11 protein-coding genes and 4 pseudogenes are annotated in these 14,418 nt (G+C 59.8%); 6 read left to right on the forward strand and 9 right to left on the reverse strand.

The window, feature by feature from the left end:
• Window positions 1-87: 87 nt before the first annotated feature.
• Complete coding sequence (locus PGX04_RS04495; RefSeq protein WP_465263791.1) at window positions 88-453, reverse strand: DUF8008 family protein; 366 nt, start codon at window positions 451-453, stop codon at window positions 88-90.
• Window positions 454-543: 90 nt separating this feature from the next.
• Here PGX04_RS04495 and PGX04_RS04500 point away from each other — a divergent pair, with 90 nt between their 5' ends.
• Window positions 544-1,464 (forward strand): thermonuclease family protein, encoded by a 921-nt coding sequence (locus tag PGX04_RS04500; protein WP_273737413.1) that lies wholly within the window; start codon window positions 544-546, stop codon window positions 1,462-1,464.
• 286 nt (window positions 1,465-1,750) lie between these two features.
• On the opposite strand, the pseudogene PGX04_RS04505 reads toward PGX04_RS04500, so the two are convergent.
• A pseudogene (locus PGX04_RS04505) lies at window positions 1,751-2,079 on the reverse strand (restriction endonuclease); the annotation flags it as partial.
• Between the two features lie 5 nt (window positions 2,080-2,084).
• Between PGX04_RS04505 and PGX04_RS04510 the strand changes: the two are divergent.
• Window positions 2,085-2,336: pseudogene (locus tag PGX04_RS04510) on the forward strand (DUF7692 domain-containing protein).
• Window positions 2,337-2,546: 210 nt separating this feature from the next.
• Here PGX04_RS04510 and PGX04_RS04515 read toward each other — a convergent pair.
• The 4 genes from PGX04_RS04515 to PGX04_RS04530 all read right to left on the reverse strand — a co-directional run bounded on the left by PGX04_RS04515 (window position 2,547) and on the right by PGX04_RS04530 (window position 7,151).
• Window positions 2,547-3,419 carry an FAD binding domain-containing protein gene (locus PGX04_RS04515; RefSeq protein WP_273737414.1) on the reverse strand — a complete coding sequence of 291 codons (873 nt, stop codon included), beginning with the start codon at window positions 3,417-3,419 and terminating at the stop codon, window positions 2,547-2,549.
• Window positions 3,419-5,827, reverse strand: coding sequence for a xanthine dehydrogenase family protein molybdopterin-binding subunit (locus tag PGX04_RS04520; RefSeq protein WP_273737415.1), 2,409 nt, complete (start codon window positions 5,825-5,827; stop codon window positions 3,419-3,421). The genes PGX04_RS04515 and PGX04_RS04520 overlap by 1 nt, the downstream gene beginning before the upstream one ends.
• On the reverse strand, window positions 5,824-6,303 hold the full coding sequence (locus tag PGX04_RS04525) for a (2Fe-2S)-binding protein (RefSeq protein ID WP_273737416.1): 480 nt from the start codon (window positions 6,301-6,303) through the stop codon (window positions 5,824-5,826). The genes PGX04_RS04520 and PGX04_RS04525 overlap by 4 nt, the downstream gene beginning before the upstream one ends.
• A 176-nt stretch (window positions 6,304-6,479) precedes the next feature.
• Complete coding sequence (locus PGX04_RS04530; RefSeq protein WP_273737417.1) at window positions 6,480-7,151, reverse strand: nucleotidyltransferase family protein; 672 nt, start codon at window positions 7,149-7,151, stop codon at window positions 6,480-6,482.
• Between the two features lie 299 nt (window positions 7,152-7,450).
• Between PGX04_RS04530 and PGX04_RS04535 the strand changes: the two genes are divergently transcribed.
• The 3 genes from PGX04_RS04535 to PGX04_RS04545 all read left to right on the forward strand — a co-directional run bounded on the left by PGX04_RS04535 (window position 7,451) and on the right by PGX04_RS04545 (window position 10,976).
• The gene (locus PGX04_RS04535) at window positions 7,451-8,425 is read left to right on the forward strand and encodes an AAA family ATPase (protein ID WP_273737418.1); all 975 of its coding nucleotides are present in this window, start codon (window positions 7,451-7,453) and stop codon (window positions 8,423-8,425) included.
• Window positions 8,422-9,753, forward strand: a complete 1,332-nt coding sequence (locus PGX04_RS04540) for a VWA domain-containing protein (RefSeq protein ID WP_273737419.1) — start codon at window positions 8,422-8,424, stop codon at window positions 9,751-9,753. The genes PGX04_RS04535 and PGX04_RS04540 overlap by 4 nt, the downstream gene beginning before the upstream one ends.
• A gap of 62 nt (window positions 9,754-9,815) precedes the next feature.
• On the forward strand, window positions 9,816-10,976 hold the full coding sequence (locus PGX04_RS04545) for an XdhC family protein (RefSeq protein ID WP_273737420.1): 1,161 nt from the start codon (window positions 9,816-9,818) through the stop codon (window positions 10,974-10,976).
• A gap of 106 nt (window positions 10,977-11,082) precedes the next feature.
• Here the strand turns inward: PGX04_RS04545 and PGX04_RS04550 are convergent.
• Window positions 11,083-11,268: pseudogene (locus tag PGX04_RS04550) on the reverse strand (IS1595 family transposase); the annotation flags it as partial.
• Window positions 11,269-11,369: 101 nt separating this feature from the next.
• On the opposite strand from PGX04_RS04550, the pseudogene PGX04_RS04555 reads away from it, so the two are divergent.
• Window positions 11,370-11,549, forward strand: a pseudogene (locus PGX04_RS04555) (IS1595-like element ISHti5 family transposase); the annotation flags it as partial.
• 47 nt (window positions 11,550-11,596) lie between these two features.
• Here the strand turns inward: PGX04_RS04555 and PGX04_RS04560 are convergent.
• Window positions 11,597-13,444: an L-aspartate oxidase gene (locus tag PGX04_RS04560; protein ID WP_273737421.1), complete on the reverse strand. Its 1,848-nt coding sequence runs from the start codon at window positions 13,442-13,444 to the stop codon at window positions 11,597-11,599.
• A gap of 118 nt (window positions 13,445-13,562) precedes the next feature.
• Entirely contained in the window at window positions 13,563-13,955 is a 393-nt protein-coding gene (locus tag PGX04_RS04565) for a helix-turn-helix domain-containing protein (RefSeq protein ID WP_273737422.1), read from the reverse strand.
• Between the last annotated feature and the right edge of the window lie 463 nt (window positions 13,956-14,418).

Here is a 14,418-nt window from a genome sequence, read left to right on the forward strand (position 1 = left end):
CCGATAGCCGACACTACAAGTCGTGGGTGTACATTGACCAGTTAGCTGCCAGGTGCCCTCTTGGGCGTCTGCAGGCCTCTAGGGACGCTAGTCACCGGTGACACCAGCTGTCGACGGGCTCGAGTCTGTCGGGCAGCGCTGTTCCCCAGATATCTCTGCATCTGCTGACAACACGAGTCGTCGCACCTTGTACTGGAGCCCATCACTCCGCCGGGAACGCAGTTCGTCGTACAGTCGATGCTTTGAGAGGTCGAGCAACCCGTCAATCGTCCACCGGGCGAGTTTGGTCGCGTACTCACGGCTGACGTCCTGTTCCTGGATGCGAATCCAGGTGGCTATCTCACCGGCATCAAGATACTCTTTCATTCTCTTACAGCCCTGATGCCAGAGGTCGCCATGCGAGTTGGACCGTCTGAGCGTAGTAGATCGACCTGTCGGTGAGTGCAGTTCCATTTCGACTTAGAAATGAGCTGAAATATATGTATATACTAGTACATATGGATATTACACAAGTTGATGACGATTGCAGTCAGGTCAGTGAGTGTGGTTCGACAGAAACTCCTGACAGCGGTCATGGTCGTAGCACTCGTTGCAACTGGGATGACGGCCTCGGCGGGGGCGGTCACGGCGCCGTCGGTCGAGACGACGACCTCGATCAGCGAGTCAACGACGGTGACGAACGTCGTCGACGGCGACACAATCGACATCGAATACCAGAACGGGTCGACCGATACCGTTCGACTGCTAGGTGTTGACACACCGGAAACGTACGGGACGGTCTCGCCTGGCGAATTCGAGGGTGTGCCGGACACGCAGGCGGGCCGTGAGTGCCTGCAAGCCGCGGGTGAGAACGCGAGTGCGTACGCGACTGACCAACTCGCTGGCCAAACGGTTACGCTGCAGTTCGACAGCCAGGCGGACCGACGCGGTGACTACGGCCGTCTGCTCGCGTACGTACAGGTCGACGGTTCGAACTTCAACTACGATCTCGTGGAGCGGGGCCACGCCCGAGTCTACGACAGTACGTTCTCCCAGAGCGATTCATTCTACAGCGCCGAATCGGCGGCTCAGTCCGCCGAGCGAAACGCCTGGTCGTGTCGGACGCCGAACGACGACGGCTCTGGCGATGACGGGTCGTCGGGTGGGGACGGAAGTGCGCTTACTATCGATTGGGTCAACGCGGAAGCGAGTTCCCTCAACGACGAGCGTGTGAAGATCACCAACACCGGCAGTAGTTCGGTCGACCTCGACGGGTTCACGCTCGCCGACGAGGCAGGTCATAGCCACACGTTTGCGGAGTTCACGCTCGGCGCCGGTGACTCGGTATACGTCCACACTGGTAGTGGGACCAACGACGCCGACGACCGCTACATGGGCTACGGGACCGAAATCTGGAACGACGACGGTGACACGGCGATGGTGCAGACGGCAGTTGGGACGACCGTCGACCAACTCGCGTACTAAAGCGAGCGTGGCATCTCATTTTTCAGACGTCTCGGCGCCAGGTCAGGTGGTGGCGACCGCACTCGATAACGAGTGGTGAAATCCCTCGACGCGCTCGCGGTTGCTGTCTCCGAAAACCTTCGATTTTTGGGATGATAAGAGAGATTTGCTCTCTCGAACCACCCGGGATATCCGCGCTCGGACACCCACACCGCACTCGCGTGGATAGTGGTCCACGCAAGCGACCATGCGAACGTGAGCGTGCCTCGCCCTTTCAGTCCGCCAGGAGGGCGGCTGGGTCTTCGAGCTACCTCTTGCCACAGTTGACACAGCGATGAATCCCGTCCTCGGCGGTGACCCGAGATGGGCCTGCCGCGTAGTATTCGTAGGGGTAGTGCACTCCTGGAAGTCGGTCGTGTGGCGGACCTCAGGGAGGTACACGGGCTCGATCAACTGGACCAAGATGTCCGAGCGGTTCGGCTCACACGTCTTGTTGTAGGTGACGTTGTTGTCGCCGGTGTAGGTGACCGTTATCGTGTGGTGCTGCTGGAGGCGGTCGACGGCCCACTCCTTGTACCCCGTCTGGGTCTGCCCGAATCGGCGTTCCTCGTCGTCGTCGAACGTCTCCCTGAACCGTTCGAATCAGAACCGACGGCGACTATGCATACCGACGAGACGCGATCGAACGTGCAGCTGACTGCTACGACTGCAAAAAGACGAAAGCAATGGTGAGTGCCTACGATGACGTTCCGACGTTCGTCTAGGCCTCCCGCCAAGTCCTCGAGCGCGACGAGCTCACGCTCGAGCAGCGGCGAGAAATCGCCGAGACGCTTTCGACTCGAGCAGTGGCTTTCAAAGTCACTACTGAGGCAGCCATTGAGACCGACTACTAAGAGATCGAATTTTAGCCCCGGGGCTCAGAGCGGGTCACACTGCGGTTTTCTCAGGCTCGAGGGCCGCGACACGATTCTCGAGACCACCTGACGCCGTTCTGAGTTCCGATCAAGTTTGGGCACTGTTGTCGTCGCATTTTCAGCCGTATACGAGCATTCTCGAACAAACGCGACGACGACCCTCGTGGTCGCGTCCAGCACATTGATCGTCTACTGACCGATATCTAGGACCTCGTACAGCGCACGCTCGGTGTCGATCGTCAGCAAGTGCTCGCGGTACTCGGCGCTCGCCTGCACGTCAGAAACGAACGCTCCGTCATCAAGTGTTGTACCGGCTTTGGCCGATGCCGCGGTGATCGTCTCCTCGGTAATTGCTTCCCCCTCGAGTTCGTCCTCGACAGCCGGCAGTCTCGCGGGAGTCGTCGTCGCGCCGGTGACGGCGACTCGAGACTCCTCGATCGTCTCGCCGTCAGTTCGAAGCCAGACGCCGACACCGACCAACGCGTAGCCCGAGAGCGGATCTCGACGTTTGCGGTAGCCGCTTACTGCATCGTCGGTGGTCGGGATCCGAACGCCAGTGACGATCTCGTCATCGGCGACCGCCGTCTCGAATGGCCCCTCGAAGAGATCAGTCGCGTCGATCGTTCGCTCGCCGTCCAACCCGCGAACCTCGAGCGAACCGTCGAGCGCGAGCAGGGCGGCCGGCGGATCCGAACGCGCATCGCCGTGGGCGAGATTGCCGCCGATCGTGCCACCGTTTCGGACCTGTGGGTCACCCAACTCAGCCGCAGCGTCGGCGAGTGCGGCCGCGTGCCGACGGACGGTCTCGGAGTCGGCGATTTCGGCGTGTGTAGCGAGTGCGCCCATCGAGAGGTCATTTCCATCGTCATTCTCTTCGATCATATCGAGCCCACTCAGTTGGCCGATATCGACGAGTGACGGCGGCGATTCGTCCCCCGTCTTCATTCGCGGCAACAGCCCGTGTGCGCCAGCGACCAGTTCGGCACCGTCGTGATCACTGAGCAGTGTGAGTGCGTCGTCGACGCTGTCTGCCCGGTAGTAGTCGAAGTCGTCCGTGTACATTACCGATCACCCTCCGTGGCCCGCCAGACCGACTCCGGTGTGATGGGCATGTCGAGGTGGTCGACGCCGAACGGCTCGAGCGCATCCACGACGGCCGACACCATAGTCGGTGTCGCCGCAATGGTCGCCGACTCGCCGACGCCTTTCACCCCGATCGGGTTATGCGGACTCGGCGTTACCGTGTTGTCCGTCTCGAACTCCGGTAGCTGCGTCGAGTGCGGGACGGCGTACTCATCCATTCGACGGGTCTGAAGGTGTCCGTTGTCGTCGTAAGCCGCTCCCTCGTAGAGCGCGGCCCCGATTCCCTGTGTGATCCCGCCGTGGACCTGTCCCTCAACGATCATCGGGTTAATGATCTCGCCGCAGTCGTCGACTGCAACGTAGCGCTCGATTTCGATCTCGCCCGTTTCGGGATCGACCTCAACGACCGCGACGTGGGTGCCGAAGGGGTAGGTGAAATTCTCCGGATCGTAGAAGTTAGTCTCCTCGAGACCGGGATCCATCCCCTCGGGCAGGTCGTGGCCGAGGTAGGCCTCGTGTGCGATCGTCTGGATGTGAAGCGATCGATCTGGTGCGCCGGTGACGCGGAACTCGCCGTCCACGAACTCAAGGTCGTCCGCGCTCGTCTCGAGCTGGTGGGCGGCGATCCGACGAGCCTTCTCCCGGACCTCGCGAGCGCCGCGAGCGATGGAGCCGCCGCCGACCGAGGCGCTTCGGCTGCCGTAGGTCCCCATCCCCTGCGGAATCCGATCGGTGTCGCCTTCGACCACATCGATGTCGTCAACGGAGAGGCCCAGTTCCTCGGCTGCGATCTGGGCGTAGGTCGTTCGGTGTCCCTGTCCCTGGTCAGCGGTTCCCGCGAGGACCGTTACCGACCCCGTCGAATCGAAGCGGACGATCGAACTCTCCCAGCCGCCAGCCTGTGAGCCGAGATCACCGGCGAGTCCGGACGGCGAGAGTCCCGCGGATTCAACGAAGTTACCGATCCCGATTCCGATGTACCGATCTTCGTCTCGAAGCTCGCGCTGGCGCTCGCGTAGTTCGTCGTAGTCGACGTGATCGAGCGCTAGATCCATCGCACGTTCGTACTCACCGCTGTCGTAGACGAGTGCCGCCGCCGATTCGTAGGGAAACTCGTCAGGTTGGACGAGATTACGCCGTCGCAATTCGGCTGGATCCATCTCGAGTTCCCGCGCACCGACATCAACGAGTCGCTCGATCACGTAGATCCCCTCGGCTCGACCCGCACCGCGATAGGCGTCGACGGGTGTCGTGTTCGTGAACGCGCCGACGACACGACAGTGAATCGCCGGGATAGTGTACTGGCCGGATAGAACGGTGGCGTAGAGGTACGACGGTGTCGCCGTGCCGAACTGCGAGAGCTGTGCGCCGAGGCCGGCGTGCGTTTCGACTCGAACTCCACGGATCGTTCCGTCGTCGTCCAGAGCAATCTCGCCGGTCGTTACGTGATCTCGGCCGTGGCAGTCGGTCAGATAGCTCTCCGAACGCGTCGCCTGCCACTTTACCGGCCGGCCAAGTTGCATGGCACACCAAGCCGTCACAGCCTCGTCCGGATAGTGGTAGATCTTGCTACCGAAGCCGCCACCGACTTCGGGAGCGATCACCTGAATCTTGTTCTCCGGAAGTCCCAGCGTCCCCGCCGAGAGCAGCATTCGGTGGAGGTGGGGGTTCTGGCTCGTCATCCAGAGACGCAGTTTCCCCGTCGCGTCCTCCCAGTCCGCGAGGGCCGCACGTGGTTCCATCGCGTTCGGAATAATTCGTGGCTGTCGGAGGTCGACGCTCGCAACCTGATCGGCGTTGGCGAACGCCTCGTCGGTAGCGTCCGCCTCGCCAAGTTCGAAGTCGAAGGCGACGTTGTCTGCTGCCTCGTCGTGAACCGGGGGCGCGTCGCGTTCGACGGCCTCGACCGGATCGGTGACGTGCTCGAGCGGTTCGTACTCGACCGTGATCCGTTCGAGTGCGTCGTGGGCTGCGTGCGGCGTCTCCGCGACGACGGCGGCGATGCCCCTTCCCTCATGACGGACCTTGTCCGTGGCGAGCATGCGATACTGTGGCTGGACGAGACCGGGAAGGTCCCAAGCGGTCGGAATCGTGTTCGGAACGCCGCTTTCGACGACGTCCTCGCCGGTGTATACCGCGATGACGTCGTCCATAGCCGCCGCATCACTAGTATCTATACTCTCGATTCGTGCGTGAGCGTGATCGGACCGACGAATAGCCAGATGAGTCGTTCCACGCAGGGAGATATCGTCGGTGTACTCCCCATCACCGGTTAGCAGTGGAACGTCCTCGCCGCGTTCGATGGCGGAGCCGAAAGCGCCACTGCTGCCGTCCCCGTCGGGTTCGTCAGCTGACTCCGTCGCTTCATTCGTATCCGCGTCGCTCATCGTTGCCCACCCAACTGGTCAGCTGTGGCCTCGATGGCATCCACGATGTTCTGGTAGCCGGTGCACCGACAGAGGTTGCCCTCGATCGCCTCCCGAATCTCTTCACGCGTTGGATTGTCGTTCTCACGGAGGAACGTGTCGGCGGTCATGAGCATCCCCGGTGTGCAGTAGCCACACTGGAGTCCGTGCTGTTCCTGAAACTGCTCTTGTAGAGTGGTGAGGTCGCCGTTATCGGAGAGCCCTTCGACCGTTTCGATCTCCGATCCGTCGGCCTGGACGGCCAGGCGAGTACAGGACTTGATCGTCTCCCCGTCCACCCTGACCGTACAGGCACCGCACCGCCCCGTCTCACAGCCGACGTTCGCTCCGGTATAGCCGAGTTCGTCTCGAAGTGCCGAGACGAGTAACGTCCGCGGCTCGACGGTCAATTCGTGTTGTTCACCGTTAACCGTTATCGAGATATCGTGTTCTGACATTCAGAGCCCTCGGAGTATGTGCCTCGCTCGTCCATGGGTACTGTTCTCCATTTTCATGTTAAAAACTCACACTCGCTACTCACCATATCGAGGTAAATAGGTTTGCAACCAAAATTGCAGATTTTGACGCTCAGCGGTGCGAAATATGCCGTTCGATTCCGTCTATGATCTGTTTCTCAGGGAAGGTCGGACGGTTCGTCGATGTCACGGATGACACCCGAATCGTCGGTCGCAACGAGCGCCGACCGGTCCCCCTCGAGCAATACTGCACGTCCACCAGTGTCTCCTGAGACGTCCGTAAGTCGTTCGAAATAACTCCTATCGAACAGCACCGGATTCCCGCGAGAGCCGTCGTATGCCGCCGCGAGAGCCGTCTCGGGTCCCGTTCGATACGTCGCAACGAGAGTATCGACGGTTTCTGGACTAACGAACGGCATATCACCGAGTGCAAACACCGCTGCAGCCACATCAGACGTCTCGAGTGCATCGATCCCGACACCGACTGACGTAGCCTGGCCGCGAGCGTACTCGTCGTTTCGAACCAACGTGACCGGCTGGTCCGCGAGTACGTCTGCAACTCGATCAGCATCGTGTCCGATGATGACGATCACTGGATCGACCTCGCTCGCAACCATCGTCTCGACGGCGTGAGCGACGATCGGTCGTCCCCTGAGGTCGGCCAGCAGTTTGTTCGCCGCACCGAACCGCGAACTCGTTCCGGCGGCGAGGACAACGCCAGCAATCCCGTTGGATCCGTTCATTGGATCCTGATCGCCAGTCTGATTCGTCCGATGGTTCGTCTGACTACTCGAGGGCGGTGTGATAATCGGGATTTCGTCGTTACCCATTCTGGCCTCTCTGCCGGTTCAGTCGGTCACAGGGGATGTTCCTCGGATAACCACCGTCCATATGGTCGTTCTATGGCCCCGATACGAAGGGCTATGATCCATAGCCACCTGTGTGTGATAAACTACCAAATGTGTCCCGGCTCGAGTATCTGACCAAATGTTTCGGACCCTCAGTACTTTGTTCGAGTGAAGGTTTAGCGTCTGGAGCACTTCAGCATGAGACAGACTCCCAATGGATGCGAGAATTACTGGCCGTCGCTGGACCACGGCGCGACGATGGCTCCCAAGAACGGTGAGCGATGACTGAGTCGACCACTCCCTCGTTCGCGGCGTTCACCGAGTCGGATCTCGGAGAACTCTTCGATCAGCAGGAGTACGTCGCGGCGGACGATATCGTCGTTCCGGTACTGCTTGCACTTCGGCTCGGGAAACCGCTACTCATCGAAGGAGAACCCGGAAGCGGGAAGACAGAGTTAGGAAAGGTCCTGGCGGCGGGACTCGAGACCGAACTCATTCGTCTACAGTGCTACGAGGGGTTGGCGGCCGAGAACACCCTCTACGAGTGGAACTACACGAAACAGTTGCTCTCGGTGCAGGCCGGTGAGCGCGGCGTCACCGACGATAGCACGGTATTCGACGAGGAGTATTTGCTCGAACGACCGCTGCTCCGGGCGCTATCGGACGATCGCGAGCAACCTGCCGTCCTCCTCATCGACGAAATAGACCGTGCCGATCGGGAGTTCGAAGCACTGCTACTCGAGTTCCTCTCGGAGTTTCAGGTTACGGTGCCGGAACTCGGGACGGTCAAGGCGTCAGTGCCGCCGATCGTCCTCCTCACGTCGAACCGAACGCGAGGGCTGAGCGACGCGCTCAAACGGCGTTGCTTGTATCTCCACGTGGAACCGCCGTCGTTCGAGAAGGAACGTGAAATCGTCCAACGAAAAGCACCGGGATTAGACGGGCCGACAGCCGCGGAGATCTGCGGTGTCGTCCAGCGGTTGCGCGAGGAACCGCTGTTGAAACAGCCCGGGATCGCGGAGACGCTCGACTGGTCGCGTGCGCTCCTCGAGCTTCGATCCGGGGCCGAGGCCGGCAGCACTGAAACCAATGATGAGGAATCCACCACCGCACTTTCCCCCCAGCTGATCGACCGCACGCTATCATGTCTGCTGAAGGAGGTTGAGGACGTGTCTCGAATCGACGACAATCTGCTCGAAGCCCTCGTCCGTGCGGGCCGGGATGCTCGAAAGCGGACGGAGGACGCCGAAGCGTGACCGATCCAGTGCCATCCGGCGGACTCGAGACTGTCCGCGACCACGTTATTAGCGAGGTCGTGAGGTTTGCCGATGCGCTCCGCGACGAGGGCGCGGACGTCCCATCGACGGCGAGTATAACAGCCGCTCAGGCTATCTCGGAACTCCCGGAACCCGATGAGTCGACCGTCCGTGTCTCCCTCCGCGCTGCGCTCATCTCCCAATACACGGATATCTCCGTGTTCGAACGGCTCTTTCCACGCTTCTGGACCAGACTTACAGAAGGCGATACCGACATCGCATCGCTAGCCGCCAATAACACACCCCAGCCCTTTGCAGTGCCACAGGCTGGTGAACCAGACCCGGACGCCGGAGAGAACGACGATGCTGCGGAGTCGATCGAGCGGACTGAACACGCGCAGTCGCCCGCGGTGAAATCGAACGCACCCGCAGCCGGAGATGATGAACAGAACACCGAGCTGGACGCGGGATACGTCTTTCACGCCCTGTCGACTCGAACTGGACGCTCGGAACCGGTTACCGTCGACGATATTACGATATCCAACACGGACGTTCGCGAGTCACTCGAGCGAATCGGCCGAGTACTAGGACAGAAGCGGGGACGACGCTTCGAAGACGCACCGACAGGAGACAGACTGAACGTTCGTCGGACCCTCCGACGGAGTTTCGGGACCGGTGGAACCATCCTCGAGCTCGAGCGACGGAGCTACGATCGGACGGCGGCGAACGCCGTCGTTCTCGTCGACGTGAGCCGGTCGGTCCTCGACAGTATCGACCGCGGATTCTTGCTGGGTGTCCTTCGACAGCTGTACGCCGACTGGCGATCCGCCCGGGTGTTTTTCTTCGATACCAGCCTCCGAGAGGTGACGGCACAGTTGGACGAACCGTCGTCCGACCGTGCCATTGTGGCCCTCGAGCGCGCCGAGACTGAGTGGGGCGGTGGGACCCGGATCGGAGACGCGATTTCGACCCTTCGGACCGACTATCCGGATGCCGTCGACCGGGAGACTGCCGTGCTCGTGATCAGCGACGGCCTCGAGGTTGGGGAACTCGATCTGCTCGAACAAGGGATAACGCGGCTCTCGAAACGAGCTGATTCCGTTCTCTGGCTCAATCCGCTGGCGACCGATAGCAAATACGAACCGACCTGTCGGGGAATGGCGATTGCCTCCCCGTTCGTCGACGGTCTGTTCGGATTCGCCCGACCATCGGATCTCGAGGAAATCGCGAGACAGCTCTCGCTTCGTGGTGTTCACGGTCGAATCGGCTACGAGTATATCGGTAGCCAGAAGTCGCTTGGAAGTCGGTCGCAGTCGGCCGAACAGTGACACGAAATATGGGTTTCCCCTCCGACGAGAAGGTATAATTGTGTGAGTGACCAACGCGAGGTATGCTCTCTCGAGACTGGAGTGTTCCCGAAACTGACGTTCTCGGCGCGATCCACGACGCTTGCCAATCCGATCGGCAAGCGGTCCTTGCGACAATCGTTCGGGTGGAGGGCAGTGCGTATCGCCGACCGGGAACGAAGATGCTCATCGATAGCGACGGCGACGACGTCGGGAGTCTCACGGCAGGCTGTCTTGAGGATGAAGTTCGCTCGCTAGCAACGGCCGTCTTCAAATCAGGAGAGTCCCGTATCGAACGATTCGATCTGAGCGGCGACGACGACGTGTGGGGGCTCGGCATCGGCTGTAACGGCGTGATCGATATCCTCCTTGAGCCGCTTACCGACACGTTCGAGCCCGCACTGAGAGCGTTCGAGGACGGCGAAAATGGAACGGTAATCACGGTTCTCGATAGCGAGACCGAGGCGTTCACCCGCGGTGACCGTACGTACTACCACGACGATGCCGGCGAATTCCACGAGCTAGTTGGGACGTGGCCCGACGACGTGCTGAATCGTCTCAAGGACCCGGCATTGACGCTCGCGACAGCCGGAAACGCGGAAACGGTCACCGTCGACATCTTGGGTTCGGCGGTCACGCTCTTTTGTAATGGTATCGCCGCGCCGCCGAAACTCGTGGTTTTCGGGACGGGATACGACGCCGCACCCGTCGTCGAATTGGCGAGGCTAGCCGGCTTTCGAGTGACTGTCGTCGGATTTCGGGGCGCCGGCACAGCGAGCGACCAGTTCCCGGATGCGAATCGTGTCGTCTCGTCGTCCCCTGCACAAATCCGCGATGCACTCGAGTTGGATGAGCGGACCTACGCTGTCGTGATGAGTCACAACTTCGTCGACGACCGGCTTGCCCTCGAGGAACTCGTGCAGTCACCTGTTCCTTATATCGGCCTGATGGGGCCGCACAAACGCTTCGAGGAGATGCTTGAGGCGTTCGCCGACGAGGACCGAACGTTCACGGAGACGGAACTCTCGAGCATCTACACACCGATTGGGCTGGATATAGGGGGTAGTGCACCGTATCAGATCGCGATGAGTATCGTCTCCGAGGTGCTCGCCGTGTACAATGACCGCTCGCCGGACCACCTCAGAAATCGGGATGCAGCACTCCACGACCGAACTGAAATTGTGCTCGACAAGCAATCACAGTAGTAACCAACACACCGATGAGAACGATTTGATAGCAGCGAAAAACGAGTTGCTCGCTTACAGCGGGCGGTGTTTAGTGAACGCTCTTGTGGCGTAGATTGTTGGTGAGTCACAGCGCAGTTTCGAGGATGGTTTTGAGCGCCTCTTTTCCTGGTTTTCGGTAGACGCGACGGCGTAACTGGAAGACGCGAAGATACGGCGTGAGCTTGTCCTTCGAGATGCCCCAATGCGGCGAGAGCCACGGTCGCACCAGCGACCCGTAGCTCTCGAAGGTGTTGACGTGCACGTCTTGATTGGCATCATCGTTCGTCGGGTGACGCGTTCGCGTTACCCTTGCCCGCTACGACTTCCAGCTACGGCTGAGAACTGACCAACAATCCACTACCCAAGAGCGATGTTGTAAGTGATCCTTACACAAACAGCTGTGAGAACCTCCATAGCTTCCTTCGCAACTGATTGCGAAGGTTGCGAGAAGTCTCAAAACACCACTTGCAGGACTATCTGAACTTCTTGGGCTATCTCCTCAACACCGATGACTGGTTCGAGAAAATCCTAGGTACTAACTTCTACAGATGAGCGTTGCATTATATCGACCTGTGAATGCCGATACGAGGTGTCTGTAGCTATTCGAGTTGATGATAGTCCAATTCGTAGTCCGCATCGAGCGCTTTACGGACCGCTTCTGAGGGCTCTTTCGGAGTCGTCGTGTTGAGTGTCATACCCTCCTTGGTCTGGCTGTAAGTGATGTTCTTGCGCCAAGCCTCTCTCTTCTCCGGGTAATCCGACCGGAAGTGAGCGCCGCGTGATTCAGTGCGCTCGCGTGCGCCTTTGAGTAGCGCCTCGGCAATGGTCAGCGAGAACCCGAGGTCGATCGCGTACTCAAACGAGCGGCTGGTCCGCTCGCCGGCCATGAGGTCGTCCGCCCGATTGTGCAGCGCTTCGAGGCTTTCGAGACCCTTGTTCGTGGTTTCCTCGGTCCGGATGATACCTGCAGACTCCTCTACGACGTCACCGAGTGCTTGAAGAACCTTTTGGGGGTCCTCGCTTCCCTCGCTACTGAGGGCTTTGAGAGCGCGGAAGTGCTCATCGGCCGCACGCTGCTGTGATTCAGGCAGTTCTGGGCTGCCGATATACGACTCGTCTGCAAGGTGATCGCCGACAACCGTTCCGAGCACGACAGTCTCTGAGAGCGAGTTGCCCCCAAGGCGGTTCGCTCCGTGGATACCCCCGATGGTCTCGCCGACGGCATAGAGGTTCTCGACGGCGGTCGCACCAGTCTCGAAGTCGACTTCGACTCCGCCCATCCCGTAGTGGGCCGTTGGGGCGACTTCGACTGCCTCTTCTGCCATGTCGACACCTAGCTCTGCAAAGCGCTCGTACATCCGGGGCAGCCGTTCCTGGAGGAACTCCCGGTCTTTGTGGGAGATATCGAGGTAGATGCCGCCGTTTTCGGTGTCCCTGCCCTCGCGGATCTCCTGAGCGATCGCACGAGCCACTACGTCGCGGGCGTCGAGTTCCATCTGTTCGGGTGAGTACTGTTCCATGAACCGCTCACCCTCGGCGTTGAATAGCCGTCCGCCCTCGCCACGAACCGCTTCGGTAACGAGCCGACCGTCCCAGTCTTCGCCGTACCGATCACCCATCATACCGGTCGGATGGAATTGGACGAATTCGATATCCATCAAGCGCGCGCCGGCGTCGTACGCGAGCGCTGGGCCGTCGCCGTTGTTCTCCTCGTTGCGCGAGGTGTGGCGGTTGTAGAGCCCTGAGTAGCCACCCGCTGCGAGTACGACCGCGTGCGCCTCAAAGCGGAGAAAGTGACCGTCGTCCATGTCGTAGCCGACGGCACCGTAGACTTGCTCGCCGTCCGAGAGGAGTTTCGTGATCATCACATTCTCCCGGTAGGGGATTTCCAACTCTTGGGCTTTCGAGATCAGTGTCTCAAGAATGGCTTCGCCAGTCCGGTCACCGACGAAACACGTCCGGCGGAACGACTGGGCACCGAAGTATCGCTGTTCGATCTTCCCGTCCTCAGTTCGGTTGAGCGGCATCTCCCACTCTTCGAGTTCTCGGATCCGATCGGGCATCGCGTTCGCGACCGTCTCGACGCCGTCTGGATCGTTGATGAAGTGGCCTTCTTTCAGCGTATCCGCGGCATGTATTTGCGAATCATCTTCGGGGTCGCGGTTCCCGAGGACGGCGTTGATTCCACCGGCAGCCAGCGTCGTGTGAGCATCGCCATGGTCGCACTTTCCGATCACTAGCGGTTCCACACCGCCCTCGGCCAGTTCGATAGCAGTCCTGGCACCTGCCGCTCCAGCCCCAATGATCAACACCGGAACAGAGACACCTTCGTAGTCGACATCTGGGGACACCCGCGTATCGTCCTCAGTTGGCCGTGAATGAGGGTTCTGACCGACTGAGTTCTCGTCCTGAATCGAGCTCGATTGCTGTCCAGTAGATTGGGTCATCTACATCTATTAGTCGGGGGTATAGAATCATGAGGTAGATACCTCACTATAACGGGACCACTCGGAGAGCAGCCGCAGTTGGAACGGCCGACAGTAGAGGCTGCGGCCCAAACCACGATCAGTGGAATTCGATCCCAGTGAGTAGTTCTCGTTCCGCCTTGCGGAGGTGTTCGAGAAACGTCGTTCGTGAGATTCCGAACTCATCTGCAAGTTCCTGCGAGGCGACATCTCGCGGGTATTCGTAGTAGCCGCGAGCCCGTGCGAGCTGAAATGCTTCTCGCTGACGAGGTGATAACCCATCGCTGGGCAAATCGCGCATTCCACTTGGCGTGTGAGTCGTGGTGAACCGTTCGATATCGAGATCAGCGTCATAGGACTCTTCGATGTCTTCGAGCGCTTGATAGACCGTGTCTCGTTCGGAGATGGTGAGAAGAGACCGCCGTTCCCGGCCGTCCTCGTGCTGTGATGGGCCATAATGCATGAATCCGCGGTCGGCGAAGGCGGTGCGCATACCCGGTGCTGGATCGAATTCGACCAAGATATCCTGCGTGACAGGTCCGAAAGCTCTTGAATCGGGGGTTGTTGATGGCGATAAGATGATTACGTCTTTGGTCAGGTTGGTGTCATCGGCAGCTTCGATAAGTTGCTCCACAGCGGCCCGGGACTCACCGTACGTCCGATAGAGCCTGAATCGGTCAGCAAAGTCACCATCTTGCATCGTCATTTCGTACCCAAGCAATCCGGCGTCAACCACCTCCGTCACGTGAAGCGTCCAGCAGTCTGGATGCCACACATCAACGGTCAGATATATGAGTTCAGTATCTGCCGAGGTCATAATATTCCTGTCGAGTTGTACGGCCTAACACCTGCCGCTTACCACCTTCAAAAAACAATTGTTTCCGTACTGTCGGCACCGTCTAGTTAGCGCAGTTTGAGAGGTGAGCAGGTCGTAGAGTGAGTTTGGATCAATGCTC

This window comes from Natrinema soli, from assembly GCF_028618695.1.